We start from the raw sequence: 21,295 nt of genomic DNA on the forward strand, positions 1-21,295 counted from the left end.
CACCGCCAGCCACCGCCAGCAAGCAGCTCACCGGCGCGCTGACCTCGCTGAAGTCGCTGTCGTCGACCTTCGGCGCCAACCTCTCGGTCGCCCAGACCCGTCAGGACTTCACCAAGGATATGACGAACGTCCTGACCACCGGCGCCGACAACCTGACCAATGCCGACGCCAACTCGGAAGCCGCCTCCCTGCTCGCGCTGCAGACCCGTCAACAGCTCGCTCAGACCGCCCTTTCGCTGGCGAACCAGGCCGACCAGGGCGTCCTGCGTCTGTTCTGATCTTCGGTCCGCAGAAGCGGATCCGCCCGCAGGACGCGGGACGAAGTCAAAGAGCGGCGGAGCTTCGGCTCCGCCGTTTTTCTGTTTGGGTCGCGGTCACGCGGCTGACCCCAGGATTAACTTTTTATTATCCCTAACGAGTGATGATCACCCCTGAAATCAGGTTGCATCGCGCCGGAGTCGCGCGTTCAGGGGACCGAAGATGGCCAGCACGATCCTTTCCAATGGCGTTCGCAACAACCTGCTGACGCTGCAGCAGACCACGGCGCAGCAGAGTGTGATCCAGAACCGCCTCGCCACCGGCAAGAAGGTCAATTCCGCGATCGACAACCCGGTGAACTATTTCACCGCCCTCTCGCTGAATGATCGTTCGAGCCAGCTCACCGGCCTGCTCGACGGCATCTCGAACGGCATTCAGACCATTCAGGCTGCCTCCAAGGGCATCGACGGCATCACCAAGCTGGTCCAGTCGCTGCAGTCGACGGTGAAGCAGGCCCAGGCTGACGCCGCCCAGAACCGCCCGACCGTCGTCGGAACCGGTACGACGCTCGCGACCGCGGGAGAACAGCTTGCGACCAACAAGAGCCTGAAGGACATCGCCCTCGACAAGCGGATCGGCTCCAACGGCGCTGCGGCCCCTGCCGCAGCGACCGCGTCGTCGCCGGGTAGCCTCGGCATCGACACGACCCCGGCCAACAATGACACGCTGACGATCCAGATCGTCACCAACCCGGCCGCACCGACCTCGACGACCAACGTCTCCATCGCACTCACCGCCAACACGACGATGCGCGACGTGGTCAACGCGATCAACACCTCGGGCGTCGCTTCGGCCTTCGTCGACGAAAAGGGCCTGCTCAACATCAAGGGCAACGGCTCCGAACAGCTCGGCGTCGGCATCGGCACCGGCGTCGGCGCCGCGGCTGCGACGACCGCCGCCTCGACCGGCACCKCCAACACGGCCTTCGGCCTTGCCGCYGCCGACCGCACCACCGGCGCGGCCTCGTCGGGCRTCACCTCGGCCGTCCGCTCGAACCTGATCGACCAGTACAACGATCTGCGCARCAAGATCGACGAYCTSGCCAAGGATTCGRGCTTCAACGGCATCAACCTGCTSSMSGGCGACCGCCTCTCGATCCAGTTCAACGAGAAGACCGGCAAGAACCAGACCAAGCTCGAYRTYCAGGGCWCGAACCTGACCTCGGACAATCTCGGCATCCCGCAGGCCATCAACACGCAGCTTGCAGGCTTCATCAACTTCCAGAACGACGCCGATCTGGACAAGGCCACCGCCGCCCTCACCGGCGCGATCACCTCGCTGAAGTCGCTCTCCTCGACGCTGGGCTCCAACCTCTCAGTCGCCCAGACCCGTCAGGACTTCACCAAGGAACTGGCCAACGTCCTGACCACCGGCGCGGGCAACCTCGTGCTGGCCGACCCGAACGAGGAAGGCGCGAGCCTGCTGGCGCTCAACACCCGCCAGCAGCTCTCGCAGACCGCGCTCTCGCTGGCGAACCAGGCCGACCAGGGCGTGCTGCGCCTGTTCGGCTGACGCCTCCGGGTTCGCTTCGCCCCTCTCCCCTCGGCCAGAAGGCAGGACAGACATGGCTCTCAAGGTCGAGCTCAAGCCGCGCGAGCGCATCATCATCGGTCAGGTGGTGATCCGCAACGACGAGCAGCGCACGCGCTTCTTCATCGAGGGCGACGCCCCGATCCTGCGCGAAAAGGACATTCTCACGGCCGCGACCGCGGACAGCCCGGCGAAGAAGATCTATTTCGCGATCCAGTTGATGTATCTCGCCCAGGATCCGACGCTTCAGCACGAGGTGTTCTTCCAGCTCGTGCGCGATTTCGTCCAGGCGGCTCCCAGCGCTCTGCCGCATATTCACGAGATCAATAACCGCATCTTAAGCGACGACCTCTACAAAGCTCTCAAGGCCGCCAAGAAACTGATCGCCTACGAAGCGGAACTGATCGAGCATGCAAAACGGGTTTAACGCCTACGCCGCCGCTGCCAAGACGGCCCAATCCGTCGTTTCACCCCGCGAACTCGAAGCCTCCCTGCTGATCAAGGCCGCAACCCGGCTGCAGGCCGTCGCCGACGACTGGCACGCCCGCGAGCAGGACCTCGACGAGGCGCTGACCTATAACCGTCGGCTCTGGACCCTGCTCGTCTCGGCGGTGATCGCCGAGGACAACCCGCTGCCGGTCGGCATCAAGACCAACATCCTCGGCCTGGCGAATTTCATCTTCAACCAGACCTTCAAGATCGCAGCCGACCCGCAGYCGCAGGGCCTCGGCATTCTGGTCAACATCAACCGCGACATCGCCGCAGGACTGCGCGGGCGCTGAGAGCGCCTGTCTCCACGGCCACGACCGGCCTCAGAACTGACGAAACCGCCGCTTCCGGACCCGGAGGCGGCGGTTTCGTCTTGTCGCGCGACGAGGGCCCAGCGCAGGACCGGACGCGGCTCAGAGATAATTCGTCAAGGTCAGCTTCGAGAGCATCGAGGTCACCTGATAGCTCGCCTGGAGCTGCGTCTGCAGGGCGAGGATCTGCGTCGCCACCTCCTCGGTGGTGACGTTCTGGACCCCGGACAAGGTCGTGGTCAGGTAGTCCTTGGTGCTCTGATGGCGATCCTTGGCACGGTCGAGCGCCGTCTGGGCCGAGCCGAGCTCGGTGATGATCTCGGCCGGCTTCTGCGTCGTGCCGCCGAAGCCGAGCTTGTCGCTGACCCGCGCCGCCATCGCCTCGTAGCGCGGCTGCGAATTGGGATCGTCGGCCGGGAAGGTCTCGGCCGCCATGATCGCGAACTGGGCAAGCCCCACCTGGAACGTCTGCTCGTTCGCGCGGGCGCCGGTGCCGACGATCTGCCCTTGGTCGACCTGCACGGTCGAGGTGCCGCGCGCCGGGTCCGAGCCGTCGTCGCCGCGATACCAGATCACGGTGGTCGCGGCCGCGCCTGCATTGGTCGGCGGCGCCGTCGCCGTGTCGAAGGGTGGGCCCGGCACGCGCTTGGGCGGATTGCTCGGGCTGCCGGCGAAGAAGTCCTGAGCGGCAACCTGGGACGAGGCGGCCGAGAGCGTGGTCTTGGCCTCCTGCCCCAGCGCGGCCGAGATCGCCGTCCTGAGATTGGCGGCCGTGGCATTGGTATCGGCACCGATCTCGAAGCTGTTCGTGTCCGAGCCCTGCGAGCCGTTCGCGCGCGCGGTCAGCTTGATCGTGGTGGTCGTGCCGTCCGGCAGGTTGAGGCCGATGGTCACGGTCTCGCCGGCCGCCGGCTGGGCGGCGACATTGATCGAGAGATCGGCGGGCGGGCCGGCGTTCAGCGTCGTCGTGATCCCGGCCGAGCTCGTCGCCGCGCTCGCCAGCTTGAACCCGTAGGGGTGGACCGTCGCCTCCTCGGAGATCGTCGCGGTCGTCCCGGCGCCTCCCGCGGTCAGCCGGCCGAGGCCGGAGCCCAGATCGGCCTGGCGCCGCTCGTCGATAAGCTGCTTCAGCCCGGCCTTGCCGGCACCGTCGCCATTCATGATCTCGTCGAAGCCCGCCACCGGCTCAACATCCGACGTCTTGCCCGAGAACAGGTAGCGGCCGTTGACGTTGGTGTTGAGCAGGTCGAGCGTCTGCTTGAACTTTTCCTGCGCGAGCACCTGCGGCGCGGTCTGGCCGGTCGAGCTCGCCAGATAGGTGTTCGAGCGCATGTCGTTGCGGCTCTCGCTCGTCATCGTCGCGAAGTTGCTGACCGCGTTCGACATGAGCTTCAGATTGGTATTGGAGAGCTGGATGCCGTCCAGCCAGGAATCGAGCGTGGTGATCTTGGCGTTGAGGTCCAGGCTGACGGTGCGGTCGGCGCCGAGCCCGCCATAGCTGGTGCTGCGCTCCTTGGTCGCGAGCTGGCGCTGCAGATCGTCGAACTGCGCGCGCTGCGAGACGAAGTCCGAGGTCCTGGCAGCGCGATAGGCGCCGGTGCCGTAGGCGTTGATGGTCATGGCAGCCTCACACTCTCATCAGCATGTCCATCATCTCCTTGACCGTGGAGATGATGCGGGCATTGGCGGCATAGGCGTTCTGGAGCTCGATGAGCTGCGACATTTCCTGGTCGACATTGACCTGCGCGGTCTGCTGGAAGCGGCTCTGGATCGAGGCCAGCGCGACCTGCTGGCCCTCGTCGAGCCGCTTCGCGTTCTCGACGGCCTGCCCCTGCGTGGAGATGACGCGCTGCACGAGATTGCCGACCGTGCTGCTGGACGTCGACGTGCCGCCGTCCAGGCCGGTCGCGTTGGTGATGGCGCGCTGGCTCTTGGTCAGGCGCTCGAGCATGAGCTGCGGGCGCGTCGCGTCGCCCTGCGCCGTCGCCGGGTTGGTGCTGTAGACCGTCAGCAGCGAGCGGTCCGCGATCAGCCCGGGATTGACCGTGATGCGCGAGGCGTAGCCGACCGTCTGCGAGCCGCCGTCATAGGAGCCGGTGAAGGCCTTGGCGGCCGAGCCGTCGACGAAGAACGGCAGCTCGGCGGTGCCGCCCGCCGATGACAGCGCCGTATTGGTCGGCCGCGCCGTGAGCCCGACCACGTCGCGCGTGCCGGCCGCGCCGTCGTCGAGGATCTGCAGGGTCGAGCCGGTGTTGGAGACGGTGAAGCCGGGTCCGACCGCCGCCTGGATCTGCGCCGCGACGGAGGCCGGGCCGCCCGAGAAATCGATGCCGACGACGCGGTTGTTGGCGTCGCCGCCCGCCGAGGCCGGCAGCGGCAGCGAGGCCGCGGAATCCACCCTGACGAAGGTGAAGCGCTGGGTCTGCCCGCCGGGCGTGACCTTGTAGTCGAGCGTGATCGCGTTGCCCGCCTGGAGGCCGGTCATATCGACGTCGAAACCGCTCGCAGCGCCCGCCGTCGCGGGCGTACCCGCGATCTCGCGGTCGGAGAGCGCCTTCGACATCTGGGCGGCGATCTCGTCGAGCTGGGCCTGGGCCTGCACCAGCGACTTGTCGCGCAGCTCGATATTGGCGGCGATCGAGCCCGACCTGAACACGTTGTTGGCGATCGCGTCCGACATGTTGCCGGAGGCGTCCTTCATCGTGATCGTGCCGACGCCGCGCTTCGTCGGATCGGAACTCCACTGATCGCCGGGCTGGAGATCGGAATGCTGGTCGAAGCTGAAGGTGACCGCGGCCTGGCCGTCGAAGAGCTGCGTGCCCGAGCCGGTGACCACGCTGATCGAACCGCGCGCATCCTCGGTCGTCTTGATGTCGACATATTGCGACAGCTCGGACAGGATCAGGTCGCGCTGGTCCTTGAGGGCTGCCGTCGCGTTGTCGTGCGGGGCGGCGACGACGCGGGCATTGACCTTGGTCAGCGCGCCGAGCAGGTCGTTGACCCGGGTCACGGAGGCGCCGATGCCGGCCTCGGCCTGGCTGCGCAAGGCCTGCACGCCATCGGACAGCCCGTTGAGTCGCTTCGCCAGCGTGTTGGCGGCGTCGAGCACCTGCGAGCGCAGGCTATAAGACGAAGGATCGTTCTGCAGGCCCTGCAGGGCGCTGGTGAAGTTGTTGTAGATCGTATCGAGCGCGGTCGAGCTGCCCGGCGCGCCATAGAGCTGGTCGAGATTGGAGAGCGCGCCCGCGCGGGTGGAGGTGTATCCGGACCCCGCCGATTCCTGCCAGAGCTGGCTTTGGACGATCGTGTCCAGCAGGCGCTGCACCTGCGTGCTCTGCACGCCGATGGTCAGCCCCGACAGGCTGTCGGTGTTCGAGACGACGCGCCGGACATAGCCGGCCGTTCCGGCATTGGCGACGTTCTGCGAGACGACGCCGATGCCGACCTGGGTGGCGTTGAGCCCGCCGATCGCCGTATTGAGGGAGGTGCTCAGCCCCATCGTCAACTCCTGTCGTTATCGGCGGCCCTCCTGGACCGCCTTCGCGGACGTGCCGGTCAGCGGATGATGTTGAACACCGCGGTCAGCATCTCCTGCGCGGTGCTGATGACCTTGGTGTTGGCCGAATAGGCCTGCTGGGTGACGATCATCTTCGAGAACTCGTCGGCGATGTCGGTGTTGGACTGCTCCACGCTGCCGCCCACGAGCTGCGAGGTGCCCAGCCCGACGATCGGCGGACCCGACTCGATCGTCTCCTCATAGGCACCGCCGTCGAGGCGCTTGAGTGCGTTGTCGGCGTTGAAGCGCGACACCGCGATCTGTGCCATCGCGACGACCTGGCCGTTCGAGAAGGTGCCGATGACCTGGCCCTCGGCCGAGACCGAAACGCGGTCGAGCGTGCCGGCCGTGTAGCCATCCTGCCGGATGCTGCGGGCATCGATCTGGCCGCTGACGTCGCCGTTTTGGGTCAGGGCGGTGCCGCCATCGGTCGTGAGCTGGATGCCGGTGATCGCGTTGCCCCCGATCGTCATGTTCGGCAGCGGAATGGTGCCGCCGGCAGGCAGCGCCATCTTGCCGGTCGCATCGAAGGTCACGTTCACATTGGCGTTGCGATAGGCCACGGCGCCGCCGGTCGCGCCCGTATTTTCAGCGACGAAGAGGTTCCAGGTGTCGACCGTGGCCGGCGGACCGGCGGAGGCATTCGTCGTCTTGGCCCAGCGCAGCTCGACATTGGTCGCCTTGCCGAGCGAGTCGTAGACCGTGACCGAGCCGCCGGGAATCGACTGGCTGAGGAAGCTGGTGATCTCGCTGCCGACGACGAGGCCGGTGCCGGCCGGTGTGGCGAGCGGATTGCTCGTGGGGAAGCTCGCCGGGTTCAGCAGTTCGGAGCCGGGAACGGTGCTGTCGGCAGTGTTGGTCTTCGGATAGGCGGGGATGTTGGCGCTGTACTCGATGGAGGTCGTGGCCTTGGCCGGGAACTGGTCCTTGGTGATCCGCAGGACCTCCGGCTGGGTGCCGATGAGCTGGCCCGTCACCGGGTCGATCTTCTGGCCCTTGAGATAGTACCCCGCGCCGTTGACCAGATAGCCATTGGCGTCGAAGTCGAAATCGCCGCGGCGGGTGTAGAGGTTCTGGTTGGCGAACAGGGTGTTGGCGCCGACGCCGCTCTTGCGCTGATCGACCACGAAGAAGCCGTCGCCGTTGATCGCGACGTTGGTGTCGATCCGCGTGGCGTTGAGATCGCCCTGGATCGAGTTGGTCGCCTGGCTGAAGGCGGCGACCGAGCCGGCGGTCTGGCGGTTCAGCGCGGAATCCGGCACCAGGTCGGCGAAGGTCGTATCGACCCGCTTGTAGCCGGTCGTCCGCGAGTTCGCGATGTTGCCGGAAATGTTCTCCAGCGCATAGGACTGCGCCTGCATGCCCGAAACCGCTGTCGTCAGCGCACTGAAAACACCCATGGAACCCTCGCCTGGACCGGCATGCCCCTTGGGGGCAGCCCACAACTCTCGGCGAAGTCTGCACGCGCCATGCCACCGGCATGGTCGTTTCATTTCAGTGAGTTAGATCGTTTACAGGAGGTTTCGTGGCAGTCCGCGCCGGGCAGATTCGCCCATCCCCGGCAGATTCTGCCGGGTCTATTCCGCCTCTGCCTTGCCGCCGCGCCAGGAGGCGAGATCGCCCGCGACGTCCGACAGCGTTGGCGGCGTGGCCTCGACGAAGGGCAGCGGCCGGCAGACCGCGAGCGCTGCGAGCCCGATCCGGGCGGTCAGCATGCCGTTGATGACGCCTTCGCCGAGCTTGGCGGAAAGGCGCGCCGCGAGCCCCTGCCCCAGCACCTGCTGGATCACCGCATCGCCCGCCGCCATGCCGCCGGTCAGCACGAGATGGTTGAGCACTTGCCGCGCCAGCCTGAACAGGCCGAGCGTGCCGGGCCGCCCGGCATAGATGCCGGCGATGGCACGCAGCAGCCGCGCGCAGGCGACGAGGACGAAGAGCACGTCGACGAGCGCACGCGGGCTCACCGCCGTGACCAGCGAAACCCTGCGCGCCGCGATCGCGATCTGCGCCTTTGCCTGGCTGTCGAGCGGCGCGAGCAGGCTGCGCTCGGCCACTGTGAGCACATCGCGCGGCGCGAAAAGCTGCGGCAACGCCTCTTCGAGCTCGCCCCGGCCCTTCGCCGTCTGCGCCCGGCCCTTGTAGAGGCCGACGAGTTCGCCGGCGAGCGCCTTGGCATCGTCCGTCGTCCCGCCGACGAGCAGATCCGCACCGCGCTGGCGCAACGACTCGACCTTGCGCTCGCGCAGGATGTCGCGCAGCACCCGCACCAGCATCACCAGCAAGGCAAGGGCCGCGATGGCTGCGCAGGCGAGCGCGGCATAGCCGAGCGCCGGGTTCTGGCTCATCAGCGCCGAGATCGTGTTCTGGACCCAGACACCGGCAGCCAGCGCCAGGAAGCCGGACAGGCCGGCAACGAAGAGCGAGCCCCAGGAAAAAGCTCGTTTCGCCACCGGCACGGCCGCCGGCTCGGCCGCATCGACCGGCTCGCTCTCGGGCAGGATGGCGACATCGCCCTGCCGGATCACGCCGTCATCGACGTCCACCTCATGGGCCGCCTTCTCGCCCAGAAGGATCGCTCGCGGTGCCTTCGTCATCGCCGCGCCCTCCTCAGGCCAGCTTGTCGCCGATCAGGAATTCGAGCGCCCGGTCGAAGCGGATCTGCGGCGGCGGCTTCAGCCGCCCCCCTGCATCCGGCTCGACCAGCGGCGGGCGGAAGCGCGGCGCCCTGATCTGCCAACGCGCCTTCGGGTCGAAGATCGCGTCGGGCCGCTCCGGCAATTCGCCGGGAAAGATCGCAGCCTCCGTGATGCCGTCGAAGACCTGCCCGTCGATCTCCTCGCCCGCCTCCGGCACGCCGGCGATGGCCGGCAATTCCTCGCGCCCCTGCCGGATGCGCACTTCATGGGTCGCCCTGACGGCGGCCAGCGCCATCGCCTCGACCTGCGCGCCGGCGCCCTGCGCCCGCGTCAGCGCGCGCGACACCAGGAGCGACATCACCGCCGCGAGCCGGTCATGGCTGGAATGATGGATATGGTCGGCCTTGGTCGCGGCGAAGAGCACGCGCTCGATGCGCGGCGCGAACAGGCTGGAGAGCCAGGAATTGCGCCCGACCGAGAAGGCCGCGAGCGCCTGCCCCAGCGCGGTTTCAAGATCCGCCAGCGCCGGCGCCCCGGCATCGAGCGCCGCCAGCACGTCCACCAGCACGATCTGCCGGTCCAGCCTTGCGAAATGGTCGCGGAAGAAGGGCGTGACCACGACGCGCTTATAGGCCTCGAAGCGCTCCGCCATCAGCCCGGCCAGCGTATCGGGACGGGGCTCGCGATCATGGCCGAGATCGAGCGGGGCGAAAGTCAGCGCCGGCGAGCCGTCGAGATCGCCGGGCATCAGGAACCGGCCGGGCGGCGTCACTGCCACCGCCTCGGGGTCGGCTCGCAGCCGCGCCAGATAGCCCTTGAAGCGCTCGCTCGCCGCCTCGGCCGCGAGCTCGTCGGCAGGCCCCTCCGGATCGCATCCGGCGAGATCGGCGAGCCATTCGGCGGCGGCCGCGCGGCGGTGGGCCTTGCGCGCGTCCGCCACGGCTTGCGCCGACCAGCTCTTGTAGTCCTGCCCGATCAAGGCGAGGTCGAGCAGCCATTCGCCGGGATAATCGACGATGTCGAGCGTCAGCGTCGCCGGCCCCTTGAACCAGCCCGAGGCCCGCTCATAGTCGATCTCGACGCGCAGTTCCGAGATGCGCCGCGTCGAGTCCGGCCAGCGCCGCTCCGGCCCGTTCATCGCGGCGCGRTGCGCCTCATAGGGAAAGCGCGGYAYRTCGGGRTCSGGCTGSGGCACCAGCCGYACGCGGGCGATCCGCCCTTCCGATGCCGCCTTCAGCACCGGCAGCCGCGCCCCTTCGATCAGGTTCTGGATCAGGGCGGTGGTGAAGACGGTCTTGCCGGAACGCGACAGCCCCGTGACGCCGAGCCGCAGGCGCGGCCGCGCGAGTCCGAGCAGGCTGTCGCCGAAAGCCAGCGCCGCATTGCGGGCCGTATCGATGTAGGAGGTATCGCTCACGATGCGACGACGTTCATTCGTCGGGGCCTTCGCCCAGCGATGCGGGAGTGACGAAGCGGTCGAGCCGCCCGCCCCGCTCCGCCACATCGCGCCAATCCTCGATGGCGAAATCGATCACCGCGAGGCCGGCCGTCGGATATTTCTGGCTCATCCGCGCCGCCGCATAGCGGTCGCCATGCCCGGTCAAACGCCGCGCCAGCTCCTCGAATCCGGGATTGTGGCCGATCATCAGCAGCGTCCTTACCGAGGGCTCCGTCTCCTGCACGACATAGAGCAGCGCCCCGGGCTTGGCCTCGTAGATACGCGGTTCGTACTGCGTCGCCGGCTTCTCCGGCAGCATCGGCGCGACCAGCTCCCAGGTCTCGACCGTGCGCTTGGCCGGCGAGATCAGCACGAGGTCCGGCAGCAGCAGTTCGTCGGCGAGATAGCGCCCCATCACCGGAGCCGCCTCGCGCCCCCGCGGGGCGAGCGGCCTGTCCCGATCGGCCACGCCGGTGGGCCAGTTCGATTTCGCGTGGCGCAGAAGCATGAGGCGTCGCATCCGACGAACCTAATCGCGGGCATCCGCTTTTGCGAGCCCTTGCATCGCCGGGAACGCCGATGTCAGGAGCCCGAACAGCCGCGCCGCGTGCCTGTCGAGGAAAGCTTGCCGGTTGCCTTCCGCCAGGAAATCCAGTGCGCCATCGATCAGCAGCGTCGAGAAGCCATGCACTGCCGACCAGGCCAGCAGGACCTCGGGCAGCTCGGGATCGAGGGCGTCGGCGCTGGGTTTCCCGTCCCGAAGCTGAAGCGGCGGCAGGCCGCGGCCGAACCGGACTTCGCGCACAAGGATGGCGAAAGCCCGTGTCGAGGCGGCCCGGAAGGCAGGGTCCTCCCTGTCTATTCCGCGCTGGCCGAAGACCACGCGGAAGCGCCCAGGATTAGCGAACGCCGTTTCGACATAGGCCCGTGCGATCGCTGCAAGCCGGCTGGTCCCCGCCTCCTGCGCCGCCGCGACCGCGGCCTCCATCGCCGTCGAGAGATCGTCGAAGCCCAGCGTCGCGATCGCCGTCAGCAGGCCGGTGAGATTGCCGAAATGATGCGCGGGAGCCGCCGGCGACACCCCGGCCCGCCGGGCGCATTCGCGCAAGGTAAAGCCGCCGAGCCCGCGCTCGGCCAGGACCTCCTCCGCGGCCGCGATCATCGCCTGCCGCAAGGCGCCATGGTGATAATGCTCGCGCATGGCCCGGGGCGTCGCTTCGGCCATCGGCAACTCCGCCAATCCTAACAGTGTCAAAATAATCTTGACGACGTCAAGATAGCGAGTCAGAACCGTCCCGCAACTGAACACTGTCAAGTTCGGAGGTCGTCATGCCACCTTTGACGCTGGACGCCGCCTTTTCCGCGGCCAATCTGCTGGCCGTTGGCGGCTGGCTGTTGCTGCTCGTGACGCCGCGCTGGCGCGCCGGCCAGTTCCTCGCCGGCCTTGTCATCCCCAGTCTGCTGTCGCTCGGCTATCTCGTCCTGATCGGGGTGTACTGGCATCAGGCGCGCGGCGGCTTCTCCTCGCTCGACGATGTCGCGGCCCTGTTCGCCTCGCGGCCGCTGCTGCTCGCCGGCTGGGCGCATTACCTCGCCTTCGATCTCCTGATCGGCGCCTGGCTGCTGCGCCGCTCGCAACGCGAAGGTCTGCCGCATGGGGCGATGCTGCCTGTCCTCGCCCTGACCTTCCTCTTCGGCCCGGTCGGCTATCTGCTCTACCTCCTTCTTGCGGCGAGTCACGCCATCGCCTCGGAAGACCGGATTCCGCGTTTCCTGGCGCGGCTGCCGGCGCCGCTGCGCGCGCTCGAATGGGAGCCCCGGCTGACCGCCGCAGGGATCGCGATGCTGCTGCTGGCAGTCCCGACCGCGCTCGCCTACGCCCTCGATCCGCGCCTGTTCAACGGCGACAATGTCTGGCTCAAGCCGCTGAAGTTCGAGATCTCGGTCGCGATCTACCTCTTTTCCTTCGCGCTCATCCTGCCGCTGACCGGCGAAGCCTTCCAGCGCTCGCGGCTCGGCCGCTTCACGGTGCGGCCGGTGATCGCCCTGCTCACCTTCGAGATCGTCTACATCGCCTGGCGCGCCTCGCGCGCCGAAGCCTCGCACTACAATGAGGCAAGCGCGCTCGCCATCGCGCTCTATGCCGCGATGGGCATCGCGGCGGTGCTCTTCACGGCCGCCAGCGGTATCCTCGCCTATGGTCTCGCCCGCCGGGACGCCGCGCCGCTCCCGCCGGTGATGCGGCGCTCGCTCATCCTCGGCCTCGGGCTGACCGCCGTGCTCGGCATCCTGTCGGGCGTCGTCCTCAGCGCGACCGGATCTCATACGGTCGGCGCACTGCCGCCATCGGCGCCCGCCGTCCCGGTCTTCGGCTGGTCGCTCAGCGTCGGCGATCTGCGCTTCGGCCATTTCCTGGCGCTGCACGCCATGCAAATCCTGCCGGCCTTCGCGCTCTTCGCCTCGCTGCTTGGCCGCACCGCAGCGCTGCGCAGCGTCGAAGCCTTCGCCCTGGTCTATGCCGGCATCACCGCAGCGGCACTCATCGCTGCGTTGAACGCCCGTCCGCTGCTCGGCATCGGCTGAAGCTGGGCTCAGCGGCTCTCGCGCCGCGCCATGAAGGCGAGCTTCTCGAACAGCGAGACGTCCTGCTCGTTCTTGAGCAGGGCCCCGTGCAGCGGCGGGATGAGCTTGCGCGGGTCGCGCTCGCGCAGCACCTCCGGCCCGATATCCTCGGCGACGAGCAGCTTCAGCCAATCGAGCAGTTCCGAGGTCGAGGGCTTCTTCTTGAGGCCCGGCACCTCGCGCACCTCGAAGAACAGGCGCAACGCCTCCTCCATCAGCCGCTTCTTGATGCCGGGGAAATGCACCTCGACGATCTGCTGCATCGTCTGCGCATCGGGGAAGCGGATATAGTGGAAGAAGCAGCGGCGCAGAAAGGCGTCCGGCAGGTCCTTCTCGTTGTTGGAGGTGATGATCATCACCGGCCGCCGCGCCGCCTTGACGGTCTCGCCCGYCTCGTAGACGTGGAACTCCATGCGGTCGAGCTCGAGCAGCAGGTCGTTGGGGAATTCGATATCGGCCTTGTCGATCTCGTCGATCAGCAGCACCGGCCGGACGGGCGCGACGAAAGCCTCCCAGAGCTTGCCGCGCTTGATGTAGTTGGCGATGTCCGACACGCGCGGATCGCCGAGCTGGCTGTCGCGCAGCCGGCTCACCGCATCGTATTCGTAGAGCCCCTGCTGCGCCTTGGTCGTCGACTTGATGTGCCAGGTGATGAGCGGCGCGCCCAGCGCGGCGGCGATCTCCTCGGCCAGCACCGTCTTGCCCGTGCCGGGCTCGCCTTTCACCAAGAGCGGCCGCTCCAGCCGGATCGCGGCGTTGACGGCGACGGTGAGGTCCTCCGTCGCGACATAGTTCTCGGTGCCGGCAAAACGCATGAGCGATCCTTCTGACTGTACGCCGGTACGCTAGCCCATCGGCGCCGAACGCGAAAACCGCCATTTGCACGCTCGGCGCGAAGGTCATTGCCTAAGCGCTCGCGTCGCAAGGCGAATTTCTCTCCGCCATCGCAATTCGAAGGTTGTGCATCGCACCCACGAATCGCAAGAATGACGAGGCATCCGCTTCTCCATCGAATCGCAAGGGCAGGCCTTGGCCGGAACCGTCGATCCTTCCGTCTACAAGGACGCCGTCGTCGTGCTCGCGACGGCCGGCGTGATCGTGCCTTTTGCCAAGAGCTTCAAGATCAATTCGATCATCGCCTTCGTGGCCTGCGGCGCGCTGCTCGGCCCCTTCGGCCTCGGCGGGCTGGTCTCCAAGGTGCCGCTGCTCAGCACCGTCACGGTCTCGAATGCGGAGGCGCTGGCCGGGCCGGCCGAGCTCGGCGTCGCCTTCCTGCTCTTCGTCATCGGGCTCGAATTGTCCTTCGAGCGCCTGATGACGATGAGGCGCCTCGTCTTCGGCCTCGGCCTCGGCCAGGTCGGCCTGTCGGCGGCGGCGATCGGCCTCGTCGCCTATACGCTGGGCCAGCCCACAACGGCGGCGCTGATCATCGGCTTCGGCCTCGCCCTCTCCTCGACGGCGATGGTGGTCGAATTGCTCGCCGCCAAGAAGCGGATGACGACCTCGGCCGGCCGCGCCAGCTTCGCCATCCTGCTCTGCCAGGATCTCGCGGTCATTCCGCTGCTGTTCCTGATCGCCGTGCTCGATGCGCAGAACGGCTCGGGCTCGCTCGTTGCCGGTCTGGCGCAGGCCTTCATCCAGGCGGCGGCGGCCATCGCGACCATCGTGGTCATCGGCCGGCTGGCGCTGCGCCCGCTCTTCCGCCTCGTCGCCTCGACCGATTCGGCCGAAAGCTTCATGGCCGCGACGCTGCTGACCGCGCTCGGCACGGGCTTGATCGCCGCCGCCGCCGGGCTCTCGATGGGGCTCGGCGCCTTCATCGCCGGGCTGCTGCTGGCCGAGACCGAGTTCCGCCGGGCGATCGAGGTCACGATCGACCCCTTCAAATCCCTGCTGATCGGCGTCTTCTTCCTCACCGTCGGCATGGGCGTGAATCCGGCCCAGATCGCGGCCCACCCCGTCGCCATCCTCGCCATTGCGGTCGGGCTGGTCGCGATCAAGAGCCTCATCATCTTCGTTCTCGCCCGCCGCTTCCGCCTGTCTGCGGCGACGGCGCTCGAAACCGCGCTGATGGTCAGCCCCGGCGGCGAATTCGCCTTCGTGCTGCTGAACGACGCCTCCGCCACGGGCCTTCTCGACCGCAATGCGACCAGCATCGCGCTGGCGGCGGTGTCGCTGACCATGGTCGCGCTGCCCCTGCAGGCGCGCTTCGCCCGCCATTTCGCCCAGAAGCTCGCCGCGCCGGTGACCTTGCCGGACGAGGCCAAGGTGCTCCCGCCGGACGATCGCGCGCCGCGCGCCATCATCGTCGGCGGCGGGCGTGTCGGGCGCCTCGTCGCCTCGATGCTGGACGAGCACGGCAAGTCGCACATCCTGATCGATTCGGACGCGGCCCTGGTCACCGCCCAGCGCCGCTCAGGCCGTCCGGCCTTCTACGGCGATGCGACGCAGCCCGATTTCCTGAGGCTATGCGGACTGGAAGAGGCGACGGCGCTGATCGTCACCATCGACAATCCGCGCGCCGTCGACGCCACGGTGCAGGCCGCGCGCGCCTTGCGTCCGGACATCGTCATCGTCGCCCGCGCCCGCGATGCGACCCATGCCCGCCATCTCTACGAGATCGGCGTCAACGACGCCGTGCCGGAGACGATCGAGGCGAGCCTGCAATTGTCGGAGGCGGCGCTGGTCGGGCTCGGCGTGCCGATGGGCCTCGTCATCGCCTCGGTGCATGAGCGGCGCGACGGCTTCCGCGCCCAGCTCAAGCCGGCAGGCGCCGCGGCAGCCCGCGCCCTTCCGCGCCATGCCCGTTCCCGAAGGCTGTGAGGCCCGGGCTCGCGGCCTCGCGCGCGAGATAGCCCGCCTGCTGCGCCACACGCCGGATATGTCCGTAGAACTGCGCCGCGCTGCTCGTCCAGCTATGCCGCGCCGCCAGCTCCAGCGGGATTTCAGGCTGTATCCTGAGCGCCTGCATGGCGGCGCTGCGCAGATCCTCGTCGAGCACGGCCGCGCCGCTGCCGGCGAAGACGTCGCGCGGGCCCTGCACCGGAAAGGCCGCGACCGGCAGCCCGCTCGCCGCCGCCTCCAGCAGAACGATGCCGAAGGTGTCGGTCAGGCTCGGAAAGACGAAGACGTCGGAGGAGGCATAGATCGCCGCGAGTTCCTCGCCCTCCTTCGTCCCGAGGAAATGCACCTCGGGAAAGGAGCGCTGCAGATCGGCCCGCGCCGGCCCGTCGCCGACCACGACCTTGCTGCCCGGCAGCCGCAGCGACAGGAAGGCATCGAGATTCTTCTCGACCGCCACACGCCCGACGCTGAGGAAGATSGGMCGCGGCAGGTCGAGCACGCTTTGCGGGCGCGGATGGAACAGGTCGAGATCGACGCCCCGCCCCCAGCGCACCAGCTTCTCGAAGCCGTGCTGGCGCAACTCCTCCTCGACCGTCGCGGTCGAGACCATCACGGCAGCCGCCGGACCATGGAAGCGCCGCAGCAGCCGGTAGCTCCAGCTTTCGGGGATGGGCCAGCGCGCCGCGACATATTGCGGGAAACGCGTGTGATAGCTCGTGGTGAACGGGCGCTTCTGCGCGAGGCAGACCGCCCGCGTCAGCCAGCCGATCGGCCCTTCCGTCGCGATATGGATGTGGTCCGGCCTGAATTCGGCGATCCGTTCCGCGAGCGCGCGGCGGGTGGCGAGCGCGAGCCGGATGTCGGGATAGCTCGGCATGGCGATCTGCCGGAAGCCGTCCGGGGTGAGCGCCGCCGCCGTCGCGCCGAAATCCGGCGCCGCCTCGATCATCCGTTCGAGCGAGCGCACTACGCCGTTGATCTGCGGCCGCCAGGCGTCCGTGGCGATTAGGACGCGCATCAGCGCGCTTTCCGTTCCGCCGTTTCCGGCTGAGCGCCAATGATGCGGGCCAGTTCCAGAGGCTGGAGCATGCTCCGGGCGGCCTCGACGAGTTCCGGCACGGCGGCCGGCCGGGCCGGCACGACGACCGGCACGGCCGCCTCGCCCTTGAGGCGCCCTTGCGGCCAGCGGATCAGTTCGAAGCGACCGTCATGGTGCTCGACGAAGGCGGTGCAGCTCTCCACCCAGTCGCCGGTGTTGATGTAGGTCAGCCCCGCGATCTCGCGATAGGCCGCGTGATGGATATGGCCGCAGATCACGCCATCCGCATTGTGGCGGCGCGCTTCGTCGGCCAGGCAGGTCTCGAACTCGCCGATATAGTTCACGGCGTTCTTGACCTTGTGCTTGGCCCAGGCCGAGAGCGACCAGTGCGGCAGGCGCAGGACGCGCCGGACCTTGTTGATCACCATGTTGAGCCCGAGCGCCACCGTGTAGGCCCAGTCGCCGAGCAGCGCGAGCCATTTGGCGTTGCGCACCACGAGGTCGAACAGGTCGCCATGGATGACGAGCAGGCGCCGGCCATCCGCCGTCTCGTGGACGATGTCGTCGACGAGCGTGATGCCGCCGAACTGCAGGCCGGTGAAATCGCGCAGGAAGTCGTCGTGGTTGCCGGTGACGTAGATCAGCTTCGAGCCTTTGCGCACCTTGCGGAGCAGCTTCTGGACGACGTCGTTGTGGCTCTGCGGGAAATACCAGCCGCTCTTCAGCCGCCAACCGTCGATGATGTCGCCGACGAGATAGATGTTCGGTGCATCATAGGCCCGCAGGAACTCGAGCACGAGATCGGCTTGCGCCCCGCGCGTGCCCAGATGCAGATCCGAGATGAAGATGCTGCGAACCTGCTTCGCGTCGTCCTCGTCGCTCATGCGCGGCAGTCCATGCTGTTGCGATGTTTGCGGCGTGTGTCTGATTTGCGTTGCGCTTTGATGACGGAACCAGCAATCCGTGCTCAGCCTTGCTGACCGGCCGCTGTCCGACAACGGCGTGCGAAACTGACGGAGACATCTGATGGATCTTGGAATTGCCGGCCGCACGGCCATCGTCTGCGCCTCCAGCAAGGGGCTGGGCCGCGGCTGTGCGCAGGCCCTGGCCGAGGCGGGCTGCACCGTCGTGATCAACGGCCGCAACGCGACCACCCTGGAAGCCACCGCCAGCGCGATCCGCGCCGCGACCGGCGCGACCGTCATCGCCGTCGTCGCCGACGTCTCGACCCAGGCCGGTCAGGACGCCCTGCTCGCGGCCGCGCCCAACCCGGACATCCTCGTCAACAACAATGGCGGCCCGCCGCCCAAGCCCTTCCGCCAGGTGACGCGCGAGGGCCTGCTGGAAGGCGTCGTCCAGAACATGGCGACACCGCTCGAGCTGGTGCAGCGCGTCATCGACGGCATGATCGCGCGCGGCTTCGGCCGCATCGTCAACATCACCTCGGCCAGCGTGGTGACGCCGCTGACCGGCCTCGACGTCTCCTCCGCCGCCCGCGCCGGCCTCACCGCCTTCCTCTCGGGCGTCGCCCGCGAGGTCGCCCACGCCAATGTCACCATCAACAACATCCTGCCCGGCGTGTTCGACACCGACCGCATCAAGACCGCGACCAACAAGGTGGCCGAAATGCAGGGCATCAGCATCGAGGAGGCGACGAAAAGGCGGCTCGCCGCGGTCCCCGCCGGCCGCCTCGGCACGCCCGACGAATTCGGCCAGCTCTGCGCCTTCCTGGCCAGCGCGAACGCCGGCTACATCACCGGCCAGAACTTCCTGATCGATGGCGGCGCCTTCCGCGGGACGTTCTGAGCCGCGCGCCTCGGGCCGCTGGCCCCGTCATGCTCGGGCTTGACCCGAGCATCTCGCGACCCGGAGGCTCTTGCGCCTCTTCCGGAAAGAGATTCTCGGGTCGGCGCGATGCGCCGCCCGGGAATGACGCGCTTTCGCCGGGAACGGCCCGCTCCCACGCCAATGGCCTAGCCGGGTTGCAGAGTTCACGCTTCGCTCCTCGATCTCGACATGGTCTAAGGAGAAGCGGTTTCGCCCGAACCCGTCCCAGCCCTCCCGCCGCGCCGCCGCCTTGTCCCCTCTTCTCGGCATCAGTCTCAAGCTTGTCTCGGCGCTGGCCTTCACGCTGATGTCGGCGGGCATCAAATCGATCTCGACACGCTATCCCACCGGCGAGATCGTCTTCATCCGCTCCTTCTTTGCGATGATCCCGCTGCTCATCTGGCTCGCCTGGCGCTCCGAGCTGCCGGGAGCCCTGAAGACGGACAATCTGCGCGGCCATCTCAAGCGCGGCATCATGGGCTCGACCGGCATGTTCTGCGGCTTCGCGGCGCTGCAGTTCCTGCCGCTCTCGGAGGCTGTCGCGATCGGCTATGCCGCGCCGCTGGCGGTCGTCGTGCTCGCGGCGCTGGTGCTGAAGGAGCGCGTGCGGATCTATCGCTGGACCGCGGTGACGATCGGCTTCGTCGGCGTCCTCATCATGCTCTCGCCGCATCTGGGCGCCGGCGCGCACCCCGTCGGCAGCAACGCCGCGATCGGTGCCGCGCTGGGCCTCGCCGGCGCCTTCTGCTCGGCCTTCGCCTCGGTCGAGGTCCGGCTTCTGACCTCGACCGAGCGCACCGGCGCCATCGTCTTCTACTTCATGCTGCTGACCAGCCTGCTCGGCCTCTCGACCATCCTGCTCGGCTGGAACATCCCGGATGCCAGGGATGCGATGATGATGGTCGTCATCGGCATCCTCGGCGGACTAGGCCAGATCCTGATCGTCCAGGCCTACCGCTATGGCGACGCCTCGCTGGTCGCGCCCTTCGAATATTCGACCATGCTCTGGGCGGTGGCCATCGGCTGGTTCTGGTTCGGGGAGTGGCCGGCGCAGACCATCGTGATCGGGGCCTTCATCGTCATCACCTCGGGCATCTACGTGATCTTCCGCGAGCRCCAGCTCGGCCTCGCCCGGCGCGCCCAGYGCGAGGTCRGCCCCAGCCGCCTGACCTGAGTCCGGCTGCATTTTCGGCGGTGCACGGTCCAGCCTCGCCGGATGCCGGGCATTGTTCGCTTGTTCAAACGAACGTCCGCCGTTACAAACGGCCTCATACGCAGGAGGGGCCGAATTCATGGGAATCGAGACGAAGGAGCGCGGCGGGCGGGAGCTTGAATCCGGGGCTCAGGTCATCTCGGGCCAGCTCGGCAAGACGATCCAGCGCCTGCGCAAGGCCTACAACTTTTCGCTCTCCGACCTCGCCGAGCAGTCCGGCGTCGCCAAGTCGATCATCAGCCAGATCGAGCGCAACGAGACCAATCCGACGCTGGCGACCATCTGGCGGCTGTCGCAGGCGCTCGACATCTCGATCGAGCGCGTGCTGTCCAGCGGCGAGGAAGAGCCCTTCATCGACAAGACCACCCGCGCCGACACGCCGATTCTGGTCTCCGAGGACGGCAAGCTCAGGCTCGCCATCGTCGGCTGGATCAAGACGGTCGAATGGCTGCAATGGTACGAGGTCTCCTCCGAACCCGGYGGCGAGCTCGATTCCGAAGGYCATCAGCGCGGCTCGATCGARTCGCTCTCCGTSACCKCCGGCGARTTCGAGGTCGAGGTCGGCGACATCGTCCAGCGCGCCAAGGCCGGCGAGACGCTGCGCTATCGCTGCGACCGCCGCCACATCGTCCGCTGCGTCGGCAACGAGCCGGGCTCGGCGCTCATGGTCTGCATCCTCAAGGCCGCGGTGATGGAATAAGGCGCGGCGCGCGCGAGCAGGAGCGAACCATGGAAATCCGACGCATCGGCTCGCAGCCCTCCGGCAAGGGGCCGGCCGAATATTTCACCGGCACGGTCCGTATCGACCCGCTGTTCAACCCGCCGGAGCCGGCGCGGATCGCCACGGCCCTTGTCACCTTCGAGCCCGGCGCCCGCACCGCCTGGCACACCCATCCGCTCGGCCAGACCCTGATCGTGACCGCCGGCTGCGGCTGGGCCCAGCGGGAGGGGGGACCGATCGAGGAAATCCGCGCGGGCGACACCGTCTGGTTTCCGCCCGGCGAGAAACACTGGCACGGCGCCACGACGACGACCGCGATGACCCACATCGCCCTTCAGGAAAAGCTGAACGGCTCGCCCGTCGACTGGCTCGAACAGGTGACCGACGCGCAATACGCCGCAAAAGCCATCTGACCCACGCGACGCACATGCCTTCACCCGCCCGTGATCAGGCGCGGGCGTTGATCATTGAGGGGCAGCGGAGCGCCGCGAGGCGCGGTTGGGTATAGGCCGCTTCCATTGAGCCAGGATGCGGCGCGGAGGGATTGAGCCACCCTCCGCACGCCCCGTGGCGCTCCGCTCATCGGCGTTCTTCAGTCTCCGGGCCGCGCTTATCGGGCCTGCGGCCATCCTTCGCCGCGAGCCCTTTCGACGCCAGTTCGGCTCATCGCCTTGTCGCGTCTACTCGGGCATGGGACGAAGGCGTGAGGCCATCGGCCGTTCCCAGCGAGCTCCTCGCACAGGGATCGTAG

General features: G+C 67.9%; 20 protein-coding genes. 10 read left to right on the top strand and 10 right to left on the bottom strand.

Annotated features, from left to right (window positions below):
* From AB4Y99_RS11220 to flaF, 4 genes are all read left to right on the top strand, one after another.
* A partial coding sequence (locus AB4Y99_RS11220; RefSeq protein WP_441523362.1) for a flagellin occupies positions 1–278 on the top strand: 278 nt, incomplete at its 5' end.
* A 202-nt stretch (positions 279–480) separates the two neighbouring features.
* Positions 481–1,830, top strand: coding sequence for a flagellin N-terminal helical domain-containing protein (locus AB4Y99_RS11225; protein ID WP_441523363.1), 1,350 nt, complete (start codon positions 481–483; stop codon positions 1,828–1,830).
* Positions 1,831–1,882: 52 nt separating this feature from the next.
* Positions 1,883–2,275 (top strand): flagellar biosynthesis repressor FlbT, encoded by a 393-nt coding sequence (gene flbT / locus AB4Y99_RS11230; RefSeq protein WP_191124016.1) that lies wholly within the window; start codon positions 1,883–1,885, stop codon positions 2,273–2,275.
* On the top strand, positions 2,259–2,630 hold the full coding sequence (flaF, locus tag AB4Y99_RS11235; RefSeq protein ID WP_441523364.1) for a flagellar biosynthesis regulator FlaF: 372 nt from the start codon (positions 2,259–2,261) through the stop codon (positions 2,628–2,630). Before flbT ends, flaF begins: the two co-directional genes overlap by 17 nt.
* Before the next feature lie 120 nt (positions 2,631–2,750).
* Here flaF and AB4Y99_RS11240 read toward each other — a convergent pair whose 3' ends face one another.
* The 7 genes from AB4Y99_RS11240 to AB4Y99_RS11270 all read right to left on the bottom strand — a co-directional run bounded on the left by AB4Y99_RS11240 (position 2,751) and on the right by AB4Y99_RS11270 (position 11,503).
* Positions 2,751–4,268 (bottom strand): flagellin, encoded by a 1,518-nt coding sequence (locus tag AB4Y99_RS11240; RefSeq protein WP_441523365.1) that lies wholly within the window; start codon positions 4,266–4,268, stop codon positions 2,751–2,753.
* Positions 4,269–4,275: 7 nt separating this feature from the next.
* Entirely contained in the window at positions 4,276–6,147 is a 1,872-nt protein-coding gene (flgK, locus tag AB4Y99_RS11245) for a flagellar hook-associated protein FlgK (protein ID WP_441523366.1), read from the bottom strand.
* 56 nt (positions 6,148–6,203) lie between these two features.
* Entirely contained in the window at positions 6,204–7,604 is a 1,401-nt protein-coding gene (locus AB4Y99_RS11250; RefSeq protein ID WP_112763938.1) for a flagellar hook protein FlgE, read from the bottom strand.
* A gap of 177 nt (positions 7,605–7,781) precedes the next feature.
* Complete coding sequence (locus AB4Y99_RS11255) at positions 7,782–8,798, bottom strand: YcjF family protein (RefSeq protein WP_441523367.1); 1,017 nt, start codon at positions 8,796–8,798, stop codon at positions 7,782–7,784.
* A gap of 13 nt (positions 8,799–8,811) precedes the next feature.
* The gene (locus tag AB4Y99_RS11260) at positions 8,812–10,257 is read right to left on the bottom strand and encodes a YcjX family GTP-binding protein (protein ID WP_441523368.1); all 1,446 of its coding nucleotides are present in this window, start codon (positions 10,255–10,257) and stop codon (positions 8,812–8,814) included.
* 13 nt (positions 10,258–10,270) lie between these two features.
* Positions 10,271–10,786 carry a SixA phosphatase family protein gene (locus AB4Y99_RS11265; protein WP_441523369.1) on the bottom strand — a complete coding sequence of 172 codons (516 nt, stop codon included), beginning with the start codon at positions 10,784–10,786 and terminating at the stop codon, positions 10,271–10,273.
* 21 nt (positions 10,787–10,807) lie between these two features.
* Positions 10,808–11,503 (bottom strand): TetR/AcrR family transcriptional regulator, encoded by a 696-nt coding sequence (locus AB4Y99_RS11270; RefSeq protein ID WP_441523370.1) that lies wholly within the window; start codon positions 11,501–11,503, stop codon positions 10,808–10,810.
* A 104-nt stretch (positions 11,504–11,607) separates the two neighbouring features.
* On the opposite strand from AB4Y99_RS11270, the gene AB4Y99_RS11275 reads away from it, so the two are divergent.
* Entirely contained in the window at positions 11,608–12,861 is a 1,254-nt protein-coding gene (locus AB4Y99_RS11275) for an ABA4-like family protein (protein ID WP_441523371.1), read from the top strand.
* A gap of 8 nt (positions 12,862–12,869) precedes the next feature.
* Here the strand turns inward: AB4Y99_RS11275 and AB4Y99_RS11280 are convergent, their stop codons facing one another.
* A complete protein-coding gene (locus AB4Y99_RS11280) occupies positions 12,870–13,715 on the bottom strand; it encodes an AAA family ATPase (RefSeq protein ID WP_441523372.1) in 846 nt (281 codons plus the stop codon).
* Between the two features lie 214 nt (positions 13,716–13,929).
* Here AB4Y99_RS11280 and AB4Y99_RS11285 point away from each other — a divergent pair, with 214 nt between their 5' ends.
* On the top strand, positions 13,930–15,723 hold the full coding sequence (locus tag AB4Y99_RS11285; protein WP_441523373.1) for a cation:proton antiporter domain-containing protein: 1,794 nt from the start codon (positions 13,930–13,932) through the stop codon (positions 15,721–15,723).
* Here the strand turns inward: AB4Y99_RS11285 and AB4Y99_RS11290 are convergent.
* On the bottom strand, positions 15,659–16,762 hold the full coding sequence (locus AB4Y99_RS11290; RefSeq protein WP_441523374.1) for a glycosyltransferase family 4 protein: 1,104 nt from the start codon (positions 16,760–16,762) through the stop codon (positions 15,659–15,661). The two genes, AB4Y99_RS11285 and AB4Y99_RS11290, sit on opposite strands and share 65 nt — an antisense overlap.
* Positions 16,762–17,667 (bottom strand): UDP-2,3-diacylglucosamine diphosphatase, encoded by a 906-nt coding sequence (locus AB4Y99_RS11295; protein WP_112763946.1) that lies wholly within the window; start codon positions 17,665–17,667, stop codon positions 16,762–16,764. Before AB4Y99_RS11295 ends, AB4Y99_RS11290 begins: the two co-directional genes overlap by 1 nt.
* Before the next feature lie 142 nt (positions 17,668–17,809).
* On the opposite strand from AB4Y99_RS11295, the gene AB4Y99_RS11300 reads away from it, so the two are divergent.
* The 4 genes from AB4Y99_RS11300 (at position 17,810) to AB4Y99_RS11315 (ending at position 20,957) form a co-directional block, all read left to right on the top strand.
* The gene (locus tag AB4Y99_RS11300) at positions 17,810–18,589 is read left to right on the top strand and encodes an SDR family oxidoreductase (RefSeq protein ID WP_038358683.1); all 780 of its coding nucleotides are present in this window, start codon (positions 17,810–17,812) and stop codon (positions 18,587–18,589) included.
* Between the two features lie 271 nt (positions 18,590–18,860).
* On the top strand, positions 18,861–19,784 hold the full coding sequence (locus AB4Y99_RS11305; protein ID WP_441523375.1) for a DMT family transporter: 924 nt from the start codon (positions 18,861–18,863) through the stop codon (positions 19,782–19,784).
* Between the two features lie 118 nt (positions 19,785–19,902).
* Entirely contained in the window at positions 19,903–20,523 is a 621-nt protein-coding gene (locus AB4Y99_RS11310; RefSeq protein ID WP_441523376.1) for a helix-turn-helix domain-containing protein, read from the top strand.
* Between the two features lie 29 nt (positions 20,524–20,552).
* Positions 20,553–20,957 carry a (R)-mandelonitrile lyase gene (locus AB4Y99_RS11315; protein ID WP_441523377.1) on the top strand — a complete coding sequence of 135 codons (405 nt, stop codon included), beginning with the start codon at positions 20,553–20,555 and terminating at the stop codon, positions 20,955–20,957.
* Positions 20,958–21,295 lie beyond the last annotated feature (338 nt).

Origin of the sequence: Allobosea sp. TAB14, from assembly GCF_052113865.1 — a bacterium.
GTDB classification, from domain to species: domain Bacteria; phylum Pseudomonadota; class Alphaproteobacteria; order Rhizobiales; family Beijerinckiaceae; genus Allobosea; species Allobosea spartocytisi.